This is a genomic window from Patescibacteria group bacterium, assembly GCA_041665345.1.
In the GTDB taxonomy this organism is placed as follows: domain Bacteria; phylum Patescibacteriota; class Patescibacteriia; order PEXW01; family PEXW01; genus JBAYJA01.
The window spans coordinates 499,015-518,716 of the sequence record JBAYJA010000001.1 but is presented as its reverse complement, the minus strand read 5'-3'; the positions used below and the strand labels follow the sequence as shown (position 1 = coordinate 518,716).

Below are 19,702 nucleotides of genomic sequence, written 5' to 3'. Positions count from 1 at the left end.
AATTATGCGTTTTGAAGAAGTGGCACAATACCCGGGAGGGGTTTGCCTTCTAAAAATTTCAACATGGCGCCACCGCCAGTAGAGGCAAAAGTGATGTTCGAACCCAAACCCAGCGCATTCACTGCATCCAGGGTTTCGCCACCACCCACCACCGTCGTTGCGGAAAGGCCGGCGACGAACTTCGCCACCTCGTCTGTGCCTTTGGCAAACTGTGGCAATTCAAAGTACCCCATGGGTCCGTTCCACACCACGGTTGCCGCTTGCTGCAAAATGAGCTTGTACAGCTCCACGGTTTCCGGTCCAATATCCAGAATGAGCTGGTCATCGGGCACATTCCCCACGGCCACGGTCTGCTCCGGTGCATCAGGCTCCAGCGAATGTGCAATGACCACGTCCACCGGAATCCGGAGTTTATTCGTCGTGAGGGTCAGATCCTTCACTGCTTCCACCATGCTCTCTTCAACCAGTGATTTACCAACCGCCACGCCCTGGGCTTTGAGAATCGTGTTCGCCAGTGCGCCACCAAGCAGCAAGTAATCCACGTGCTCCAACAGCGCCCGAATGACCGGCAACTTGGTGGAAATCTTTGCCCCACCAATGATCCCCACCATCGGCCGTGCCGGTGCTTGGAGAATGCGGTCGAGGTATTTCACTTCCTTTTCCAACTGAAACCCAGCCGCGGCAGGCAGGAGTCCAGCTAACTGACCCAGGGACGCTACAGAACGGTGGCACTCTGAGAAAGCCTCGTTGACGTAGCAATCCCCCATTTTCGCTAAGTCTGCTGCAAAAGCTGGATCGTTGGCCTGCTCGCCCGGGTGGAAGCGGAGATTTTCAAAAAGGGTAATGTCTCCTTGCCGGACTTTCTGGCTTCGAGCAATAGCTTCAGGTGTGCCAGGAACCTCGGATGCAAACTGCACGCCAGGTAGACGCTCTGCCAGCACCTCAAACGCCGGACGCAAACTAAATGCTGGATCCACTTTCCCCTTCGCCTTGCCAAAGTGGGTGATGATGACAATTCTACACTGCTGGTTCCGGAGGTATTCCAGGGTTGGCAGCGCTGCCAAAATGCGGCTTGGATCGCTCACCTTCCCATCGCGCAGCGGAACGTTAAAATCCGCCCGGACAATCACCTGGCGGCCGGTTACTGACATATCCCGCAATGACTTGAGCTGCATAGCGTCAACAAAAAATCTGGAGGGGAAGCTGCCTGCTTGCAAGATGTATCATACCATTTTTATGACGATTTTCCAAATGCAACACACCTATGATAGACATGACAAAAAGGCAGCCTTGCAACCACCTTTTTTAAAAAACCTCTATAGCTCTAAAGCTTTACGGCTTTAAGGCTCTCTCCTCCCCCTACTCTTCCTTCGCCCCAATGGGCGTACCAAGTTTCCCAGACTGGCGCCACGCTTGAGCCAGAGCAGAAGCTTTCATGAGCGAATCAAAGGATTCACCGCCATCGCCCCAGGCACCGGTGAGCTTTTCAAAGGTCATGGTCCCCTGCTGCACGTAGTAGTTGTTCAAATCAGTCACTTCCAATTCGCCTCGAGCTGAGGGTTTGAGAGTCTTCACCACGTCAAAGACCGTGCCGTCGAACATGTACACGCCAATGACCGCAAAGTTCGTTTTTGGCTCCTGCGGCTTTTCCACGATACTAAGGATCTTGTCACCCTGCACTTCAGCAATGCCAAAGGACTTTGGATTGTCCACTTCCTTTAAGAAAATCTTGGCACCTTGCTCTTGCGCGGCAAAATCTGTAGTTGCTTTGGCAATGCTGTCTTCCAAAATATTGTCACCCAGAATGACCACCACTTTTTCACCATCCGCAAAGTCCGCTGCCAATCCCAGAGCTTGAGCAATACCACCGGGTTTCTCCTGCACAGCGTAGGAGAGCTTGACCCCAAAGGCATGGCCATCACCCAGGAGCTCCAGGAAGCCCCCAGCGTGGCCTTTGCCAGAGACAATCATAATATCCTTCAACCCAGCCTCTACCAGGGTCTGGAGGGGGTAGTAAATCATGGGTCGGTCGTAAACAGGTAGTAAGTGCTTGTTTGTCACCCGGGTGAGGGGGAAGAGCCGGGAACCAGTGCCACCCGCGAGAATGATGCCTTTCATATGCTTTGCATTAATGCTGATAAACCCATTCTAGCGCATAAGGCTTGAAAATGTACAAGCCTACGCTCTTTCTGCACCCAGAATGAACACCTGATCACCGGGGGCATTCCCAGGTCGTGCAAAAATAATGCACTGTTCTGGTTGTGCAATAAACGTACGCGGGCCATCCCAGGCAAATGCTTCTCCGGCTGGCAAGCGCTCAAAGTCAGCGAAGTTCTTTCGGAACCGAAAATCATTCGTTTGCCGGCATACTTTCTGCTGCACTTCCACAATTCGCTTCGGTGTTGATTTGGAAGACACACCCTCTCTATGACCTCGTAGGATAAGGAAGTCAGTGATCGTTTGCATTGCGATTTGCACACCTCGCCCTTCATCATTCATTGATCCACACTCTGCACAAATGCCAATTTTCCCTTGTGAAGCCATGTACCCATCAGTCCCACCTGGTTCCAAAATGTTCCATCCAGTGGAGAGAATGGGAAAGTTGAGTTGGCGAGCGAGCGGAAGTCCCGCACCTGCAACTATGATGAAAGGTATGGACGCAGTGCTATGCGTGGCGTGGAGGTCAAGCACTGCTGATGATTGGTCAAGAATCGGCAGCAATTCCTGGGCACGACGGGCTTCCAGGGAAGTACCAGTTTGGTTTGGGAGAAAGCACCGATTCAAATTTTCCTCAACTTGCCGAACCCCCAGCTGAATTGCCGCTGGGTTCCCAAAAATGACAAAAACCTTACCCCGTTTGATACGAAAATCCGAGAGAAGCTGCTCCAAGGCAATTATCCCGGCACGCTCATCACCGTGCACCCCAGCAAGAATAACCGAGGTGTTTCCGGGCTTGGATCCAGTGAAAAGGTAAGTTTTTGGAGGAAGTTGTGGCATAGCAGGAGGAACATGTTGACAGCTTGAACCGTAGCATGCTACTTTAGTTTAGTAAAGTACTACACTCTTATGCCCACCTGGGACACCCCACAAACGCAAGACCTCTTCCAAACGCTCCTCCGGGTGCGAAATCTTGCGGAAATGAAAAAATTCCTCCGTGATCTCCTCACGCCTGCTGAGATTACTGAGTTTAGCCGTCGGTGGAAAGCCGCGCAAATGCTTGATCAAGGTATCCCCTATACCCAAATCGTTGCAAAGACTGGCCTGAGCTCCACAACCGTCGCCCGAGTGCAGCGCTGGCTAACCAAAGGTTTGGGTGGGTACCAACTCATGCTGTCCCAAAAAAAGCATCATGCAACTCATTCCAGATCTCGTTTGACAGAGGCTTGAGCTGAATTATTTTTAAGCTTACTCCCCTCTCAAACGAGAGGGATTTTTGAAATAACCAAACACAATTTTCTGAAAGGTTGGAAGAATGAAAACGCTCATTGACTACTTTACCCAAGGAACGGAAAGGACACAGACGCTCGGGGCTGTGGGTGTGGAGATTGAAACTGATTTTACCTTCCTGGATGGCACGCCCATTACGGAAGCAGTAAGTCAGTGCATTCTGCGCTGTGCCACAGGAAAACCCGACGACTGCACGGTAAAACTTGAATTAGGTCGCCAGAAGATTGAAATCAACGTCGCGCCGCAGCCGACATTCAACATCCTGTGGCCACGCGTGCAAGCGGGGCTCACCTGGCTATACGGGGTAGCGAAGCAGTACAACGCAGTCCCTTGCTTTCGTCCTGACTTCTGCTGGAACGGCCCGCTGCTCTACGTCCAAGAAGAGCGTGATGCTTTGTGGGTGCAGTTGGATGGAAGAAACGCACTGGAGCACTTGTGCCGGTGCTCATCTGTACAATTTACCGTTGATGTGCATCCAGCAGATGCAGTTCACGTTTTAAATGCCCTCAACAGCAACAGAGAACTACGTGATGCCTACCAACGTAACGAACGCCTTTGGGGACGCTACATAACGGAGAGTCGGGAAAAGTATTTACCGCTTCGCTACGGCGGACCCACTTCTTTCGCCTCACTCAAGGACTACGTGACAAAACTCACGGAACATGATGTGGTAATGCACCAAGGGAAACCAATTCGATTAAAGCCACAGGAGGTACCAGATTTTGATATCAACCTATACCTTCGATCCATTTGGTGGCACTACCGTCTGCGTCGGTATGGGAATGCACTCTGCATTGAACTTCGTACCTTTCCCCGGCAAACTGATGCAAAAATTCCAGAGATGTGGCAGAAAGTGAATAAAATTATACAAGACGTGATTAGTAGAAAAAGAACTACACTCACGAATAATGAATGGTTCCATTAGATAACCTTACCCTCACGAAAATTCGTGAGGGTTTTCTTATACTCAAGTTTTATCCTACTCAACCACCGGCTTGGGGCTGGTCACCAGCGCTGCCCCGGCAGGTTCAAACTTCGCGTCCACTGCTTTGATTGGCAGGGTAAACTGGAAGCAGCTACCCTTGCCTGGACCATCGCTCTCCACCCAAATCCGGCCGCCGTGGACTTCCACCAAACGCCGAGCAACGTACAGCCCCAAGCCAGACCCGTCTGGGTTCACCTGGGCAATACCGTACCCACGCACGAATTTGTTGAACAAGCTGCGGGCTTCTTTGGGATCAAGACCCCGGCCAGTATCTTGGACTTTCACATGCACCCAATCCCCTTCTCGCTCGCTGGTAATGGTAATGCCGCCAGTCACTGTGTACTTAATTGCATTATCCACTAAGTTGAGGACGACGTCAGTAATTTTGTCATCAATCATCAGGACTGGCAGCGCAACCTTGGGTTTGGTGTACACCAGTTTTAATTTCTTATCGCTCGCTAATTTCTGCAACACTTGCAGCTCTTTATCAATGAGCTCTTCCAGGTGCACTGGCTGCTTGTCCAAACTGAGTTTGCCGCTTTCAATCTTGGTCACGTCCAAGAACAGGTTAATGAGCCGGATCATGCGTTGGCTGGCATCCAGTAGCTGCTCCAGCACTTTCTGCAAACTTGCATCCAGTTTCCCAAAATCCCCGCCCACAATCATGGACAGGTAGCCCATGATGCCGGTCATTGGCGTGCGGAGCTGGTGGCTGGCAATGGACACGAATTCGCTCTTGGCCTGGTCCAGCTCTTTCAGGTGCTCATTCGCCTCACCCAACTCCCGGTTGCTGCCTTCCAAACGTCGAACCAACTCAATGTTCCGGTACACCACCCCGGTTTGGTTAGCCATGGCTTGCATCATGTCGTAGTCATTCTTCGTTACCAAGTCTGGGGTTTTTGCAATCATGAAATCAATGCAGCCCACAACTTCTTGCTCAGCAATAACCGGAACGGATACTATGGTTTTTATCCCAGCGACTTTCTGAATTGCGCCCAGCACCATTTTGGGTACAGGCGGACTCAGGAACGCAGCAAGGTCAGTTCCTGTGCGCACCTGCTGAGCCTTCATGGCTTCAATGTTCAGCGTCTTATCAGTGGTGAAATCCCCCCAGTACTCATTCAACGGTTTGGGCAAAAGCTTCAAGACCTTCTGGGTTACTGGTTTGTTGGTAACAGCTTCTGGAAAGACTTTTCGCCGTGACTCACCCAGGAACAGCAAAAGTCCGCCCACAAACCCAAGCTCCGTGGCAATGGCGTCCACTATAGACTGGGTTACTTTTTTAAACTCCAACGTCTGGGTGATGAGATTGGTCACCTTAGATACTGCAGCCAGGAATCGGTTGCGGTCTTCCAACTGCACATTCTTCATTTTCACTCTCTCCGTGGCAATTTCTACCTCTTTTTGCAGTTTGACGTTGAACAGCCGGATTTCTTCGTACAGCCGAGCTTTTTCCAAGGCACTGGCGAGTTGGGGGGATATAATTTCAAAAAAAGAAAAGTCTTGTTTACTAAATGCTTCGCCAGAAAGCCTATTCCCAATCATCAATAGAGTTGTTACATGACCATTAGAAACTACTGGGATGATGACTGAAGCATTCAAACTATCCAGCTCATCACGTGAATGCTCTAATGATAGTGTTTGTTTTTGTTCAAAATTCTCATCAAGTTTTTGAATTAAGGCCTCCTTATTAATTATGCTCCGAGAGCCCTGTATATATGAGAAGAGGTTTCCATGCTGAACACTTGATATTTCGATATTGTCAGAAAGAAATACTTCTCCATCATTTCTGGAGAAAAGAATCTTCACATACTGAACTTTTAGACCTACCTTTAATGTATTTACAATATTATTCACTAACTTCTCCAATTCATACTCACGGCTAATTATTTCGCCAATACTCTTAAGCAACAGATCGTAATTAATTGATGCGGAAAAAAAGTACTTATCAGTATATCTTGCAGTTATATTTTTAATTGGACCAATTATTATTACTAAAACAATTGAAATTATTATCGCAAATAAGCCACGAATAAAAATATTTTCAAATTGCTGGGGGACATACAATAAGAATGCAACGAATACACTCGCGATAATTACAGTTGATAATGTAAAACTTATCGTTCTAACTATCGCAAGTCGAATATCTAACAACCTATGTTTTGCAATTGCATACGCAATAAAACCTACATAAAAAATGCTAAAATACGGACCATATTTAGTATTACTAAAACTTCCAGTGATTGTCGGGATAACAAGATTAAAGAGTGCGCCCCCGATTGCGCCTAACAACAAACCTGTAAACACGTACTGAATTTGAAGTTTCTGGAGTCCAAAATTACTTTTTAGCTTTTTCCAAAGCATTAAGAATGCAGTGAGCATCAAAAGTACAAATTCCAAAATAAATACACCATACAGATTGCCTATAACAACATTAACTCCCCATGATTCCTGCTTAATTTCATTTACAATTAGATCTGAAAACGAAAGTAAAGCGACCATTATAGGAAAAAAAGAAATAACTATTTTTTTCCAAAATTTAATTTCAAATGTTGTTCTTGGGAAAATTGTTGCGAAATAAACCAAGATTAAAGGAATTAATGATGTTGCAAAATATGTAGTACGAGTTAACAATAATGCAAAATAGTAATCGCTAACGTGATCAGCCGCATAATTTGAGACAACCCAAATACTGATTAATAATGTCAGAATTACAAAAGTTTTTCTTACTTTTGTCTTAAGCCCACGAAACAACATTAGTGCGAGAATTACTGAATTAGTAATTAGAGCTAACAAAAAAAGAATTAAACTAATATTCATACTATTTTGCAATTATTGACTCACCAGCAAAAACTTTATCTCCAGGTTTTACAAGTACACTAAATCCTGATCTTTTTGGAAAAAATAAATCAACCTGCGAACCCATTTTTATTGCACCAATTCTCATTCCTTTTTTTATATTTTCTCCTAATTGAACATTACATACTATTTTATTCACATAGATATCGGCGATCTGAACTATGCAAACCGGAAATTTACCTTCGATAATAATTGTATTTCGTTCATTGCTAAGTATGTGTGGGCTATTTTTTTCAAACCTTCGAATTCCTAAGAGCACCCGCCACCACATAATGGTCATTGGTAAATTTTTTCCTGGCGTATACTTAATCGACTTTACAATACCGTCAATTGGTGATCGATTGACATGGACGCTTGTAGGATGCATGAAAATCCCAACATGCCAGAAATCTTCATCACCAAGATCCTTATGAGTAATTTCAAACAACTCAATCCTTTTTTTACCCTTTATCGAAAATGGAATGACCCCACCTTCAATAGATTCTACGTAAACAATTGTCCCATCAGCTGGCGATAAAATATTATTTCCTGATGGTGGAATTCTTTTAGGGTCGCGAAAAAAATAGAAATATCTCCAGTAAATCCAAGTAACAACAACTAGTGAAGTAATAAAAATTAGATATTTCATTTCTCTAAACTAATAATTTTTCTTCGATTCCAAAGTTTATACTTAAGAAATGATAATAAGTTGTATTCAGCAACAACAATAAATTCTCTGTCAGCTTTTTCTGAGATTTTTAAGTATTGTTCACAAAATTTTGATATATCATTTCGATAATGTTTTTCTTGTTTAGGTTCTAATAACCATGGCATCGCACTGTAAGAACCATGAAGAACTGCCCCCTCACGGTCTACCACCCTGTCGGGTTTCCAGCTACTTTCAACTATTGCCTTAATTATAAACCATGTTTCATTCTCAGCAGGTATAAGTCTACCATTTTTATAGTATTTTAGTGATGGGTAAACTTTCCTGCAAAAATTTGATAATGAACCAATTACACGAGGACTTCTTGTCAAAGTTACAAGATAAATTGATTTACCAAAACGATGATAAAAAGATCGTAAATAAAATTCTGCAATTATTTCACCATTTAGATACGTGGATAAGGAAAAACTACGAAATTTTCTTTTTACAACCGTGAACTCTAGATAAAGCACTGCTTTCGCCTTAAATTTCTTATTTGATGCCGAACATACAGCAGCAATTTCTCCCTCATGCCATACTACAACTAGTCTTGAAGATTGGATAATATGCTTAAGTAAAAAGTCTTTACTAAATTTTCCCCACCCATTCTCAACTAAACGATCAATGTCTTGTATAATTGTATACTTTATTTTTTCTAACTCAACAGAAGGTGAAAAAAATCGAATTAGAAAAGTACTCTTTTTTCCATCTTCAACACTATTTAGTGAGATGTATTTTGAATAATTACTTCCATTGCTCATGTTACTATTGTTAACTATTAACTTCATCTAGGAAATAAACGGCTACTTCGTAATCCTCTCTACGGCCTGTTTGTATAACCTTGCATTGAACAGCGCAAGGCCAAACTGCATTTGCAAGCGTTTTAGCTCTCCAATATCTTGCGCGGAATACGCTTTCATATTTTTTCTTTGTCCTAACGTTAATACTCCAATAAATGAACTACTCTGACCAATTGCCATAATGCAACTCTTCTTAGTGTCTTGTAATTCTTCAGCGATTATGGCGAAACGATCATCCTCAGAAAACCTATACGGAAGTTCTTCGGGGATGATTAACCTGCCTGTAGCGCGGAGGAATTCATACGTTCCACGTCGTTTGGCAAAAAATGAATCTGTTGATTCAACAAATTCCACCTCATCAACCTCAGCAAACTCCTTAAACACACTCTGAATCTCAGTCAAAAGCCCGTCATAGCTCTGCTGAGATTTAAGTAGTATCATAACGCGCTTCTGGGCTCTGGCTGCTTTTTCATCATGCGAAGCAAATGCTCTATCAACAAATCGAAATACAAACTTTCTCAGTGGTTCAATTGTTACGGCAACCACTAGAGCAACAATTATAATTGCCGTTAGATCATTGCTTCTCGCAACAAGTTCATCACGGGCTAATAATAATCCAATGAGGTATAAACAAAATATGACTAAGAAAGAAAGGATACGAGTTGCACCCCTTTGAATTACAAGCCCTAAATCTAAAAAACGATATTTTAAAACTGCGTAAGCCGAAAAGGTAATAAATAAAATCCCGGCATTTGTTGTAAATCGATCAAAATAACGGTTAATATCACCTATTGAATTTACATAAAAGCTATTAAACAGCAGTATTCCTATCGCGATCAAATAGCCAGAAAGGAAATAACCTAATTGATTTTTTTGAATTCCAGAAGATTTTCTAAACTTAAAAAGAAGAACGCTACCAGTAATTAATATGTAATAGATCGAGATAATACTTATGTATATTCCGAACCAACTAGCACTATTTGTCTTTCCAATGATGGGGAACATTACTACTTTTTCTGAAAATGAAAGGAAGGCAAAGAGGATGGTTGGAGAAATAATTGCTAATTCATAGATTTTTCCAATTTTTGAATTTTCTTTAGGAAAATGGATTGCAAACGCAACAAATGCACCAGAAAGTAATGCTGCTATAAAAAAATCTAGTTTCGTTATAAAAAAATATAGTCCGGAATTTTCCCTAACCTGATCAAAAAAAAGAGTGTTTACTAATAATGTCCAAAAAAAACCACCCAATAAAGTTAGAAAAAATCTCCGATGTGTCTTACTTTGTCTCCATTTTCTTCCAGAAGAGAACAAAAAAAACACGAAAAAAGTAAGGTTTATAACAGTAAAAATATTTAGAAACGCAGTTGCCATAAAATTCACTCTATGAGTCTGAATTTTACATTCTAACTTTTTAAGGAATTAACAAGTGCTAAAAGTGATTATATTATACAAAAATCCGCCCGTTTTGGGAAGGGTACAAATAAACGCTGATTTGGACGTAAAGCCTTACTTTAGGCGCTCGATTTGAATTGGCCTTACGTACACGTCAAAATCGCCTGTTCCAAGAACATCTACAGTCTCATACTGCAAGTGGATTCGCTGACCATCGTATTGCGATATATTTTCAAAATTCGTGAATTGTAAAGCTCTTGGAGCAAATGGTCGAAGAATACGAAATTCAGTCCGAAGACCCCATGCTTGCTGTCCATTACTGGTTAATTTCACAACCACACCCGTAGCGTTTGTGACGTGAAGACTATTGAGTGTGAGAAATACCGTGACTCCAGTAAACACTAGAATGACGAGGATTATTACAATTAAACTTTTATACACCTTAGAAATCATATGGTATTAGAATATCATAGTATGAAAAGGAAAAGCCACCGAATTTACTGAAGTATCCGATGGCTTCATGAAGGTTCAAGGGTGAGGTGTCTACGCAAGATACACAAGATACCATGTGTACGCCGGGATCGAAGAAACCTTTACGTAAGTATAGTATCGTAACATGTACACAAAATCTGACTCAGAGTACCAAGAATACTGAGAATAGAGCCGACGACCTACCGCGTTGTTGTCTAGATCCATTGCCTTATCCACAGTATTCGGTGATTCAGACTCATGTGCCGTAGCCACTTGCTGCGCCCATGAAATGCTAACGTACTTTGACATAAGTATGTTCCAGTACGCATGGCGGAATGCGTCAGCCTTCGTTTGATACTGTGATCCAGGCCATACATTCTGCGCAGCACTAAGTGCAAGGTTTCTTGCAGTATTAGTTGCATTCGCGTTCCAAGGGTTTGCCATCAAAAGCCAAAATTCCTGCGAAGTTAGGTTACTAATACTGTAGGAAGTTGCTGTTGGGGTACTAGCATTTCCCTTACCACACGCACGTAATGCTTCCCAAATTTTGTCCCGAATCAAGATCGTATCGCTGATAACCTTGCCATCAATAATACTATCTGCAATCTGCGCGAAAACATCAAGTGATGGAATAGCAATCTCGGATAACCGATTTCGATACGCTTCGAGTTGAACGATTTGGGAATTGTTGGCATCGACAATCAAATCTGCCTCAATTTGATGAACGCTGTGTTCTTGTGTGCTAATTCCTTTATCGGAACAACCACCAAGGACAAACGCAACACTAGCCATGAAGGCTAGCACTGCAACAAAGAGCAAACTATTGCTCCTCATAAAATTCTCCATTCTGTAAGCCTTCTGGCCTACGGGTTGGTTTGGTTACAATCTCATACCCTCAGACATACGCCTGAAAGCAGTACGTTGTGCCTCCCTTTGGAGTTAACGTTGGTGTTTCACCTCACTTCCTTGGCAAAGAACATGCCGGTACTGGATTTTCATTTCGTGAGGTGTACTCCTGGCCTTTCCAGTGGTTCCATGAGTACAACCTCGGTTATGTATTTCACTTCTAGGCTACCATGCCATTTGAGTGATATTTGACCGAGTTATCCACGACAAAACAGCGCCGTCGCGACGGCGCGCTACATCCGTGGGGACCCACTTTTAAAAATATTAAGCCTAAATCACTGTCGGCTTTCCCCCACCCTCCCGAAAGGCCCATTTCCGGCTAGCGAAGAAGTTCCAGAACAAGGCCAGAGCAACCGCCAAAAACTTGCTTAGCAACCTGGACTGCGTGAGCGCATGAACGACGCCAACCACTGTTTCGCTAATTCCCAGACCAACCAGGTTGACTAGGAGGAAGACCGTCAACTGCCGCTTGATGTTGCCATCTTTGGAGCGGAACGTCCACCGCCGGTTAAAAGTATAGCTACTGGCAAAACCAAACAGAAAAGCAATACCATTTGCCACTAAAATATGCTCGTGGAACCAGGGTATCCACTGGGTTAAACTAAAAAAAACCGTCCAGTCAATGGCGGTATTCACAAAGCCAACCAGGGCAAATTTTACAAACTGCCGTGCAACCGGAAGCTGACGAATCTGCGCAATGGTCATACAGCCGGGATTACCCCCACGTGCACGCCCGTCCGTGAACCGAGGGCGAAGACCGTGAACATGGCACTACGGGTTTTCCCAGCATTGCGGAATATCCGTACCTCAGGTTTTGCGCCTCGGCCAGTACCGGTGACAATATCGTCTACCCCATCACCATTCGTATCCCCCACCGCGATGTGCACGCCACCGGTTTGCTTCTTATCATAGGCAAAGAACTCTCGCTCCAGCGTGCCAAGTATATTGAGAATGCGCACGCGTGGGCTGCCGCTCGAAGCACCCACCACCAACTCCTGTGCACCATCAGCATCCACATCGCCGACGCTCAGGTACACACCAATGCGGTCTTTCACCGGGAAAACCAGGAAACTTCTGACCACATCACCGTTTTGGCGGTAGATGGTGACACGCGCTTCACCCAGCAATTTGCTCACCAAAATTTCTGCAACCCCATCCCCATCCACATCTGCCGTGGCCAAACTCACTCCCCCCTTATACTTTGCGTCAAAGGCAAAGAATTGCCCCAGGACAGTGCCCGTGGAAGAAAAAATCCGAATGTGCGAACGACCAGAGTCTGTACCAGTGACAATATCGGGCGTTCCGTCACCAGTCACATCCCCCACAGTGATACTGACCCCACCCCGGAAATTTGCTGCGTAAGCCAGAAAACTCCGTAGTTGCTTCCCCTGCCGGTTGGCAACGCGCACCAAGGGCTGGGTTCCGGCTTGATTGGTAGAAAGAATTTCTGCGTTCCCATCACCATCCAGATCTGCGGCAGTGACGTACGACCCTGCTTGCTGCTGCGCAGGGGCGGCCAAAAATTGCTGCTGGACTTTGCCACTGGAATTGACTTCCCGCACCCGGGGCGTATCACCCCTGCGTGGCGCCACGAGAATATTTTCCGTAGTAAAGGCAAATGCTGCAGCAGCTTGCAGCAGCGAACCGATTGCCAGTCGACCAGCACCCAAGCTGGTGGCGTAGTCTGGGTTCACGGTGGCGAGACTGACAGACTGCGACTCCAGCGCGACAACGGCTTGGCTGGCAGTGAGATCAGGTTCTTCTGCCTTCAGTATGGCAAGCACACCAACCACGAACGGTGAAGCAACCGACGTGCCTGACCACAGCGTGCCGTACACATCGGCGTACCCAGCAGCAGCATTCACGTACAGCGTACTAATGATGTTCTCCCCAGGCGCGGCAATGTCCACGCACGAACCGTAGTTTGAGAAACTGGATTTCACGTCTGTTGGCCCAACGGAGGCAACGCCAACCACGCCGTCGTAGCACGCCGGGTACTGCGGCGTTGTATCAAGGTTGAGGTTATCATTCCCAGCTGCAGCAACAATGATCGCCCCGGCTGCCCGCGCATCCACGATTGCCTGCTGCAGCAGCGTACTGGTGCCACTGCCTACAAAACTCAGGTTAATGATTTCCGCACCTTCGGCAACGGCGTAGCGAATAGCCAGGGCAACTGCGCCCGTTGTCCCTGAGCCTGTACTATCGAGGGCTCGAATTGCCATGATGGATGCTTGCCAGGCCAAACCCGTCACGGCCAGATTGTTATTCCCACTGGCTCCAATAATCCCGGCAATGGCCGTGCCGTGGTGCAAACCTCTGGGCGTTGCATCTGCTGTGACCTGCGGACGCGGGTCACTTGTCCCCTCCACAAAATTCCAGCCATGAACATCATCCACGTACCCGTTTGCATCGTCATCCACACCATTTCCCGCAACCTCATCAGGGTTTGTCCACATTGCTGCACTGAGGTCGGGATTGGTGGTATCCACGCCAGAGTCAATGACCGCCACGGTGACTGACCGAGCATCGGTGCGGGTATCCCAGGCAGCGGGCGCGCCAATGGCCGGTAAAGCCCACTGCTGCCCGTAGCCTGGATCATCGGGTACTGCGGCAATACGATAGGTCTGCTCCAGCTCTGCATGCACAACCCCAGGGAGTGTCCGGGCTACTGCTAACGCTGCTGGGCTACTCTCTGCATGCAGAGTCACAACCTGCAACGTGCTGTCCTGCCGGACGGTGAGGATGGAAAAAGCTGGCTGCGCGGCATGTGCGAGCAATGGAAAAAAACACCCCAGGAGGAGCGAGGCCAAGCTTACCCCAATTGACGTTCGGCGCATCAGCTCTTTGCTACCTCAAGAGTAATGGGCACGGTCTGCTCCTTGCCATCTCGCCGGTAGGTAATGTTCATACTACTCCGAATGCCGGCAGCTTGGATGAGCGCCGAGAGCGGCTGTCGGGCACTCACCGTTTGATCGCCAACTTTAAGGATGACGTCCCCAGCTTGCAGCCCTGCGCGCTCAGCTGGGCTCTTGGGGGTAATGGCCGCAACATTCCGGCTAGCGTCTCCGGCAATGTACGCACCTTCTGTCCCGGCGGTTGCGGGCGCAATGAGCAACCCTTTTGCCATGGACAAATCGATTGCGCGGACACCCAGCACGTTTCTGGATATTGCTCCGGTGCTGGCAAATCGTTCCAATGCGCTGGCCAGCACTGCCGCGGGAATCATATCGGCCTGTGTGCCCGTGGCCACGCCAACCAATTCCCCGCCAACGGTAAAGTACGGTGAGCCAGCGATGCTGGGGTAGTCAGTCTGGTGAATCTCGGTTAGCCGGTCACTGGATCGTAAGAAGTACGAACGGTCAATGAGCCGGTACGTGCGTAATGCCGTGAGCAGCGCTTGGTGCGGTTCAATGGCTGTAGTAGTTGCTTGGCGACCCAGGAGGAAGAGCTCTTGGCCAATGGCTAGGGCGTCTTCCTGCACGAAATTCACCGTTGGAAATCCCTTCCCGCTCATTCGGAAGAACACCAGGTCTGAGGCAGGATCAACGCTGAAGAGTTTGGTGAGAAAAACTTGCTTGGTGTCAGTCACAATGGCAACCTCTTTGGTGAGATCAGGAATTGCTTGGCGCGTGGTGGCACCCAAGCCATCTTCGGTGAGAATCACTCCAAATCCCCGCCGGTCTTCGGGCACGTACAGCTGATCCAGAAGCGACGCCTCACGCGGCGCAGCTTGGGTCCGAACGTAGATGCTCACCACATTTGGGCTAAGCTTCTGCGCCACATCAGCCAAAACCGTTTGGGTATCGCGCCGGGTGGTCGTTGTTCGGATGACGGTGGAAGCGGTGTCTGGCTGGCCGATCAACCGCTGCACCCACGGCCACTGCTGTTGCCCGGTGAGCACCAAGAATGCGCCAAGCACCCCTGCAATGAGGGCAATGAGTACAGTGAAAAGCGCAAAACCCGGAGCAAAGCGGATGACGGTGGGCTTGGCAATGGTGGGTGGTTGACGCAGAAATGCCTCCACATCTCCTGGCTCACGCGGAGTTGGCTGGACAGACGCTTCGTCACGCAGACGTTCGCGAGGTGAAGTTGGAATGGGTTTTGCCTTCATAGCGTTTCGCTGGCGTGGCGTTACGCGTACCACCGCGCAGTGACTACTACGAAGAGTACCACGAGCCCATACAGGGCGAAAGCCCAGCCAATGCGCTGCTCCGAGGCGGCTTGGCTCTCAGCCCGGGCGACCTGCACTGCCAGGCCCACGAAAGCTGCGTACAGCGCGGCTTTCACCACGGGAAGCGGAGGGAGCCACATGAGCACGCACACCAAAGCCGCTCCCACCAATGTAACGCTAAAAGCCCAGGGGAGCCGGACGGTTTGCGGAAGTGGATTCACCCAGAGGTACGCCCACACCCACAGCGCTTGGATCACAGCAGCAATGCCAATGCTCAGCCAAAGTGACAGCCCGGCAAAGAGGGTGAGATTCGCTAGGGTGAGAATGCCGAACACCAACCCAATGGCAGCAAAGAGCACGGAGACATTATGAAGAGCATTTGCTTGGTACCGCGCAGGCTGGTAGGCAAAGCGAAATATCTGCTCAGTAGCAAAACCCAGTAACCCAGCCGCACATCCAGCAAGTACAGTTTGAACCCAGGCATGCTCCACAAAGAGGAGCACCCCAAAAGTAGTTGCAAGGAAGAACAGTGGGAAGATGAGGAGTTGCCCAGTCCGCACTGGTAGCTTCCGCCCTCGGGTAAGGACCCACATACCCAAAGCAATACCCAGCACGGCCACTGCGCCAACGTACCAAAAACTGCTTGGGTAGCGAACCGCAACGGCGGCACTGGCGCCTACCCAAAAGAAAAGAAAGGTGGGAATGCTGCGAAGGAAGAGGATCATGGTTGCGCAAAGGTGAAACGAAGTGCCCCATCAGCAGCTGAGACTTGCTCCAGCGGTGGCGCGACGCGCAAGATTGGTTCTAGTTGCGAAGTAAGAAGTAACTTGGTTGGTCCGCCAATGCTCCAGGTTGGCACCCGAACATCACCAACCTTTGCTTCCCGCGCCGTGAAGAACAGATCACCAGCGTCATTCACACTTGGCAGCATCCACAGGCGCACCAAGGCATTGTGCCGTTTGGGTATGCGGAAGGAGAATTCTAACTCCCCTGCCGTTTCGCTGACGGTAACCACAGCAACATCAGTGATGGGCGCGCTGAGCTTGCTCGCACCTTGCTGCACCAGTACGGTCAGCTCTGCTTCACGGATAACCAAGGTTCTCCCCGTGGCAAGACCTTGCATGCGTTGCACCAAATCAGCGGGATTTTCCAGCGGCACCTCAACCGCACGCAGCGGCTGTGCCGTGGGCTGCACAAAGGAGGAAATGATTGGCACCTGCCACAGCCCTGTGCGCGCGATGATGACGAAGACCCAGACAATGGCTACCAGGATTGCCAGCTTAATCAGCCGACCAACGCTAAAACGTGGGATTGGTAAAGACAATCGCCGCCGTGGCTCCCCTGCGTGTGGTAGCTCTGGAAAGACGCGAGCCATGGGAATTAGCGCTGCTCAGGGTTATCCTTCTTAGCTACCAAGCGCCGAAAAGCTTCTTCCCCAATGCCTTTCTTTATTTTGTGTACCATCGCCAAAAGCTCATCAGCCGAAAGCGCGCCTGTCCCATCTGCTCGCGTCCGCTCTTGCTGCAATTTGAGAATGAGTTCTTGGATGCGCCGGGGCCGGCGAATACCTGTGAGCTCCAAATTTGGCGTTGACCCCGCAGTTTGTACTACCACGGAGCCATATTGCAACAGCGTGGCGAACAACCCGTGCACCACGTAGCTCACGTCCTGCACGTTCTCAAACGGCGCTTCTGACACCACCCGGTGGAACAGCCCACGCTGGTCAATGTCAATAATCCGTTCGGCGGTGAGAATGAACGCATTGAGCTGGTGCACCCACAGTGCCCGGAAACCCAGGTACAACCCAAGCGCGAGACTGATGAAAAATACCGCGGTACCCAGCGGACCCCGGGAGAGCAACGGATACAGGAAGAAGAAGGGTGCTATAATCAGCAGGACAGCAATGCCGAAGCTGGGAATGGCAACAATGGGTGCGCGGCGCACAATGGCCAGCACCTCCTCACCCTCTTTCACATTTTCTTGGATTTTTCCTTCAAACATGGTACGACAGTAGGTATGAAACGAAAGCGAAGCATTCGAATTCTCTGGACCGTCATTGCCATTCTGGGAACACTCAGCATGGTCTTCTTCACGCTCCTCCCACTCTTCGGCGTGCAGTAGGTTCCTACTCCCGCCGGAGGATAGCGAAGAAGGCATCTTGCGGTATATCCACTTTCCCCATGGCACGCATTCGGCGTTTGCCTTTCTTTTGCTTTTCCAAGAGCTTCCGTTTACGCGTCACATCCCCACCGTACAACTTCGCGGTCACATCTTTGCGCATGGCGGAGAGAGATGCAGACGCAATAATCTTGGCACCCAAAGCGGCTTGGATTTTCACTTCAAACATTTGCTTGGGAAGGATGCTTTTCAAGCGATCCACAATTTTGCGGCCCGCACTGAAGGCTTCGTCGGTGTAGACCATCGTGGAAAGTGCATCCACGCGCTCCGTTGCCACCAGTATGTCTAGTCGCTCCACCTCTGCCAGTTCACTCCCGGAAATATCGTAGTTCAACGAGGCGTACCCACTGGAGACACTCTTCAAGGTATCATAGAAATCCACCAAAATACCAGCTAATGGCAGGTGTCCATGCATAACCACGCGCTGCTCGTCCAAGTACTCTGTGCGGTCATGCCGGCCTCGTTTTTCCACAATCAATTTTAGCACCTGACCAATGACCGTGGCCGGACAAACCACGTCCAGCCGCACCCACGGCTCTTCAATATGGTCAATGTGCGCCACGTCTGGTAAATCAAGTGGGCTGGTGATGGTAAGAACGCTGGTGGGTTTACTGCTGTCCTGGTCTTTGATCAACCGCTGCCGGTTGCGGACGCCTGCGTCATTCAAAAATACTTTGTACGCTACGGAGGGGACAGTGACAATTAACTCCATTGCGTACTCCCGCTTCAGGCGCTCTTGGACAATGTCTAAGTGCAGCAAACCCAAGAACCCACAGCGGAAACCATGACCCAAGGCTTGGGAGTGCTCGGGTTCGTAGAACAAGGCAGAATCATTGAGCTGGAGTTTGCCCAGGGCTTCTCGCAGTAGCGGATAGTCATCCCCTGCTTTGGTGTACACGCTGGCGTAGACCATGGGCCGTACTTCACGGTACCCAGGCAGGGCCAAGTCTGCTCCGTGGTTCGTGAAGGTGAGCGTATCACCCACCCGCGCGTCAGCCACACTCTTCACACCCGTGACCACGTACCCAATTTCACCGGCAACCAGCGCAGTGGCAGGATGCAACTTTGGCCGGAACGAACCCAGCTCTTGAATTTCCCCGGTCGCGCGGGTGGCAATGAACTGGACTTTGTCACCTTTTGCAAATTTTCCATCGACAACCCGGAGGTAAGTAATGACGCCGCGGTAGTCGTCAAACGTCGAATCAAAGACCAGTGCGCGTACTGGCGCGTCGGGGTTGCCACGGGGTGGCGGTACTTGTGCAACAATTGCCTGCAGTAGTTCTGGCACGCCCACACCGGTTTTCCCAGAAACCCGAAAAATTTCTTCAGGCTTGCAGCCCAGCAACTTGACCAACTCGCGCTCAGAATCTTCGACTCGAGCGTTGGGTAAATCAATTTTGTTGATGACTGGGATGATGGTCAGGTCTTGCTCCATTGCCAAGTACAGGTTGGCCAGGGTCTGCGCTTCCACACCCTGGGTGGCATCCACCAGCAGCACCGCACCCTCTACAGCAGCCAGTGAGCGAGACACTTCGTAGGTAAAGTCCACATGCCCCGGGGTATCAATCAAGTTCATTTCATACTCCACCCCGTCCACCGTGTACTTCATGCGGACCGGCGCAAGCTTAATAGTAATCCCACGCTCCCGCTCAATATCCATTTGATCCAAAAGCTGGCTGCGCATCTCCCGCTTGTTCACCGTGCCGGTAATTTCCAAAAGCCGATCCGCAAGTGTGGACTTCCCGTGGTCGATATGGGCAATAATACAGAAGTTACGAATGTTATTACTCATACAATTACCCTCA

General features: G+C 48.5%; 17 protein-coding genes. 2 read left to right on the top strand and 15 right to left on the bottom strand.

What is annotated here, in order from left to right:
- Positions 1-2 precede the first annotated feature (2 nt).
- The 3 genes from WCV85_02725 to WCV85_02715 all read right to left on the bottom strand — a co-directional run bounded on the left by WCV85_02725 (position 3) and on the right by WCV85_02715 (position 2,997).
- The gene (locus WCV85_02725) at positions 3-1,175 is read right to left on the bottom strand and encodes a phosphoglycerate kinase (GenBank protein ID MFA6473763.1); all 1,173 of its coding nucleotides are present in this window, start codon (positions 1,173-1,175) and stop codon (positions 3-5) included.
- Positions 1,176-1,359: 184 nt separating this feature from the next.
- Positions 1,360-2,118: a sugar phosphate nucleotidyltransferase gene (locus WCV85_02720; GenBank protein ID MFA6473762.1), complete on the bottom strand. Its 759-nt coding sequence runs from the start codon at positions 2,116-2,118 to the stop codon at positions 1,360-1,362.
- Positions 2,119-2,178: 60 nt separating this feature from the next.
- On the bottom strand, positions 2,179-2,997 hold the full coding sequence (locus WCV85_02715) for a succinylglutamate desuccinylase/aspartoacylase family protein (protein MFA6473761.1): 819 nt from the start codon (positions 2,995-2,997) through the stop codon (positions 2,179-2,181).
- A gap of 69 nt (positions 2,998-3,066) precedes the next feature.
- Between WCV85_02715 and WCV85_02710 the strand changes: the two genes are divergently transcribed.
- Positions 3,067-3,387 carry a YerC/YecD family TrpR-related protein gene (locus tag WCV85_02710; protein MFA6473760.1) on the top strand — a complete coding sequence of 107 codons (321 nt, stop codon included), beginning with the start codon at positions 3,067-3,069 and terminating at the stop codon, positions 3,385-3,387.
- Positions 3,388-3,472: 85 nt separating this feature from the next.
- Complete coding sequence (locus WCV85_02705; protein ID MFA6473759.1) at positions 3,473-4,372, top strand: hypothetical protein; 900 nt, start codon at positions 3,473-3,475, stop codon at positions 4,370-4,372.
- A gap of 54 nt (positions 4,373-4,426) precedes the next feature.
- Here the strand turns inward: WCV85_02705 and WCV85_02700 are convergent, their stop codons facing one another.
- The 12 genes from WCV85_02700 to lepA all read right to left on the bottom strand — a co-directional run bounded on the left by WCV85_02700 (position 4,427) and on the right by lepA (position 19,689).
- Entirely contained in the window at positions 4,427-6,796 is a 2,370-nt protein-coding gene (locus WCV85_02700) for a GAF domain-containing sensor histidine kinase (protein ID MFA6473758.1), read from the bottom strand.
- Between the two features lie 457 nt (positions 6,797-7,253).
- On the bottom strand, positions 7,254-7,919 hold the full coding sequence (locus tag WCV85_02695; GenBank protein ID MFA6473757.1) for a phosphatidylserine decarboxylase: 666 nt from the start codon (positions 7,917-7,919) through the stop codon (positions 7,254-7,256).
- Entirely contained in the window at positions 7,916-8,764 is an 849-nt protein-coding gene (locus WCV85_02690) for a hypothetical protein (protein ID MFA6473756.1), read from the bottom strand. Before WCV85_02690 ends, WCV85_02695 begins: the two co-directional genes overlap by 4 nt.
- Positions 8,765-8,779: 15 nt before the next feature.
- Positions 8,780-10,150 carry a hypothetical protein gene (locus WCV85_02685; GenBank protein MFA6473755.1) on the bottom strand — a complete coding sequence of 457 codons (1,371 nt, stop codon included), beginning with the start codon at positions 10,148-10,150 and terminating at the stop codon, positions 8,780-8,782.
- A 564-nt stretch (positions 10,151-10,714) separates the two neighbouring features.
- Complete coding sequence (locus WCV85_02680; GenBank protein ID MFA6473754.1) at positions 10,715-11,476, bottom strand: hypothetical protein; 762 nt, start codon at positions 11,474-11,476, stop codon at positions 10,715-10,717.
- Positions 11,477-11,818: 342 nt separating this feature from the next.
- On the bottom strand, positions 11,819-12,253 hold the full coding sequence (locus tag WCV85_02675; protein ID MFA6473753.1) for a GtrA family protein: 435 nt from the start codon (positions 12,251-12,253) through the stop codon (positions 11,819-11,821).
- A complete protein-coding gene (locus tag WCV85_02670; GenBank protein MFA6473752.1) occupies positions 12,250-14,385 on the bottom strand; it encodes a S8 family serine peptidase in 2,136 nt (711 codons plus the stop codon). Before WCV85_02670 ends, WCV85_02675 begins: the two co-directional genes overlap by 4 nt.
- Positions 14,385-15,659, bottom strand: a complete 1,275-nt coding sequence (locus WCV85_02665; protein ID MFA6473751.1) for a S1C family serine protease — start codon at positions 15,657-15,659, stop codon at positions 14,385-14,387. Before WCV85_02665 ends, WCV85_02670 begins: the two co-directional genes overlap by 1 nt.
- Before the next feature lie 20 nt (positions 15,660-15,679).
- Positions 15,680-16,444 carry a hypothetical protein gene (locus WCV85_02660; protein ID MFA6473750.1) on the bottom strand — a complete coding sequence of 255 codons (765 nt, stop codon included), beginning with the start codon at positions 16,442-16,444 and terminating at the stop codon, positions 15,680-15,682.
- Positions 16,441-17,094, bottom strand: a complete 654-nt coding sequence (locus WCV85_02655; GenBank protein MFA6473749.1) for a hypothetical protein — start codon at positions 17,092-17,094, stop codon at positions 16,441-16,443. The genes WCV85_02660 and WCV85_02655 overlap by 4 nt, the downstream gene beginning before the upstream one ends.
- A gap of 5 nt (positions 17,095-17,099) precedes the next feature.
- The gene (locus WCV85_02650; protein ID MFA6473748.1) at positions 17,100-17,720 is read right to left on the bottom strand and encodes a PH domain-containing protein; all 621 of its coding nucleotides are present in this window, start codon (positions 17,718-17,720) and stop codon (positions 17,100-17,102) included.
- Between the two features lie 124 nt (positions 17,721-17,844).
- On the bottom strand, positions 17,845-19,689 hold the full coding sequence (lepA, locus tag WCV85_02645) for a translation elongation factor 4 (protein MFA6473747.1): 1,845 nt from the start codon (positions 19,687-19,689) through the stop codon (positions 17,845-17,847).
- Positions 19,690-19,702 lie beyond the last annotated feature (13 nt).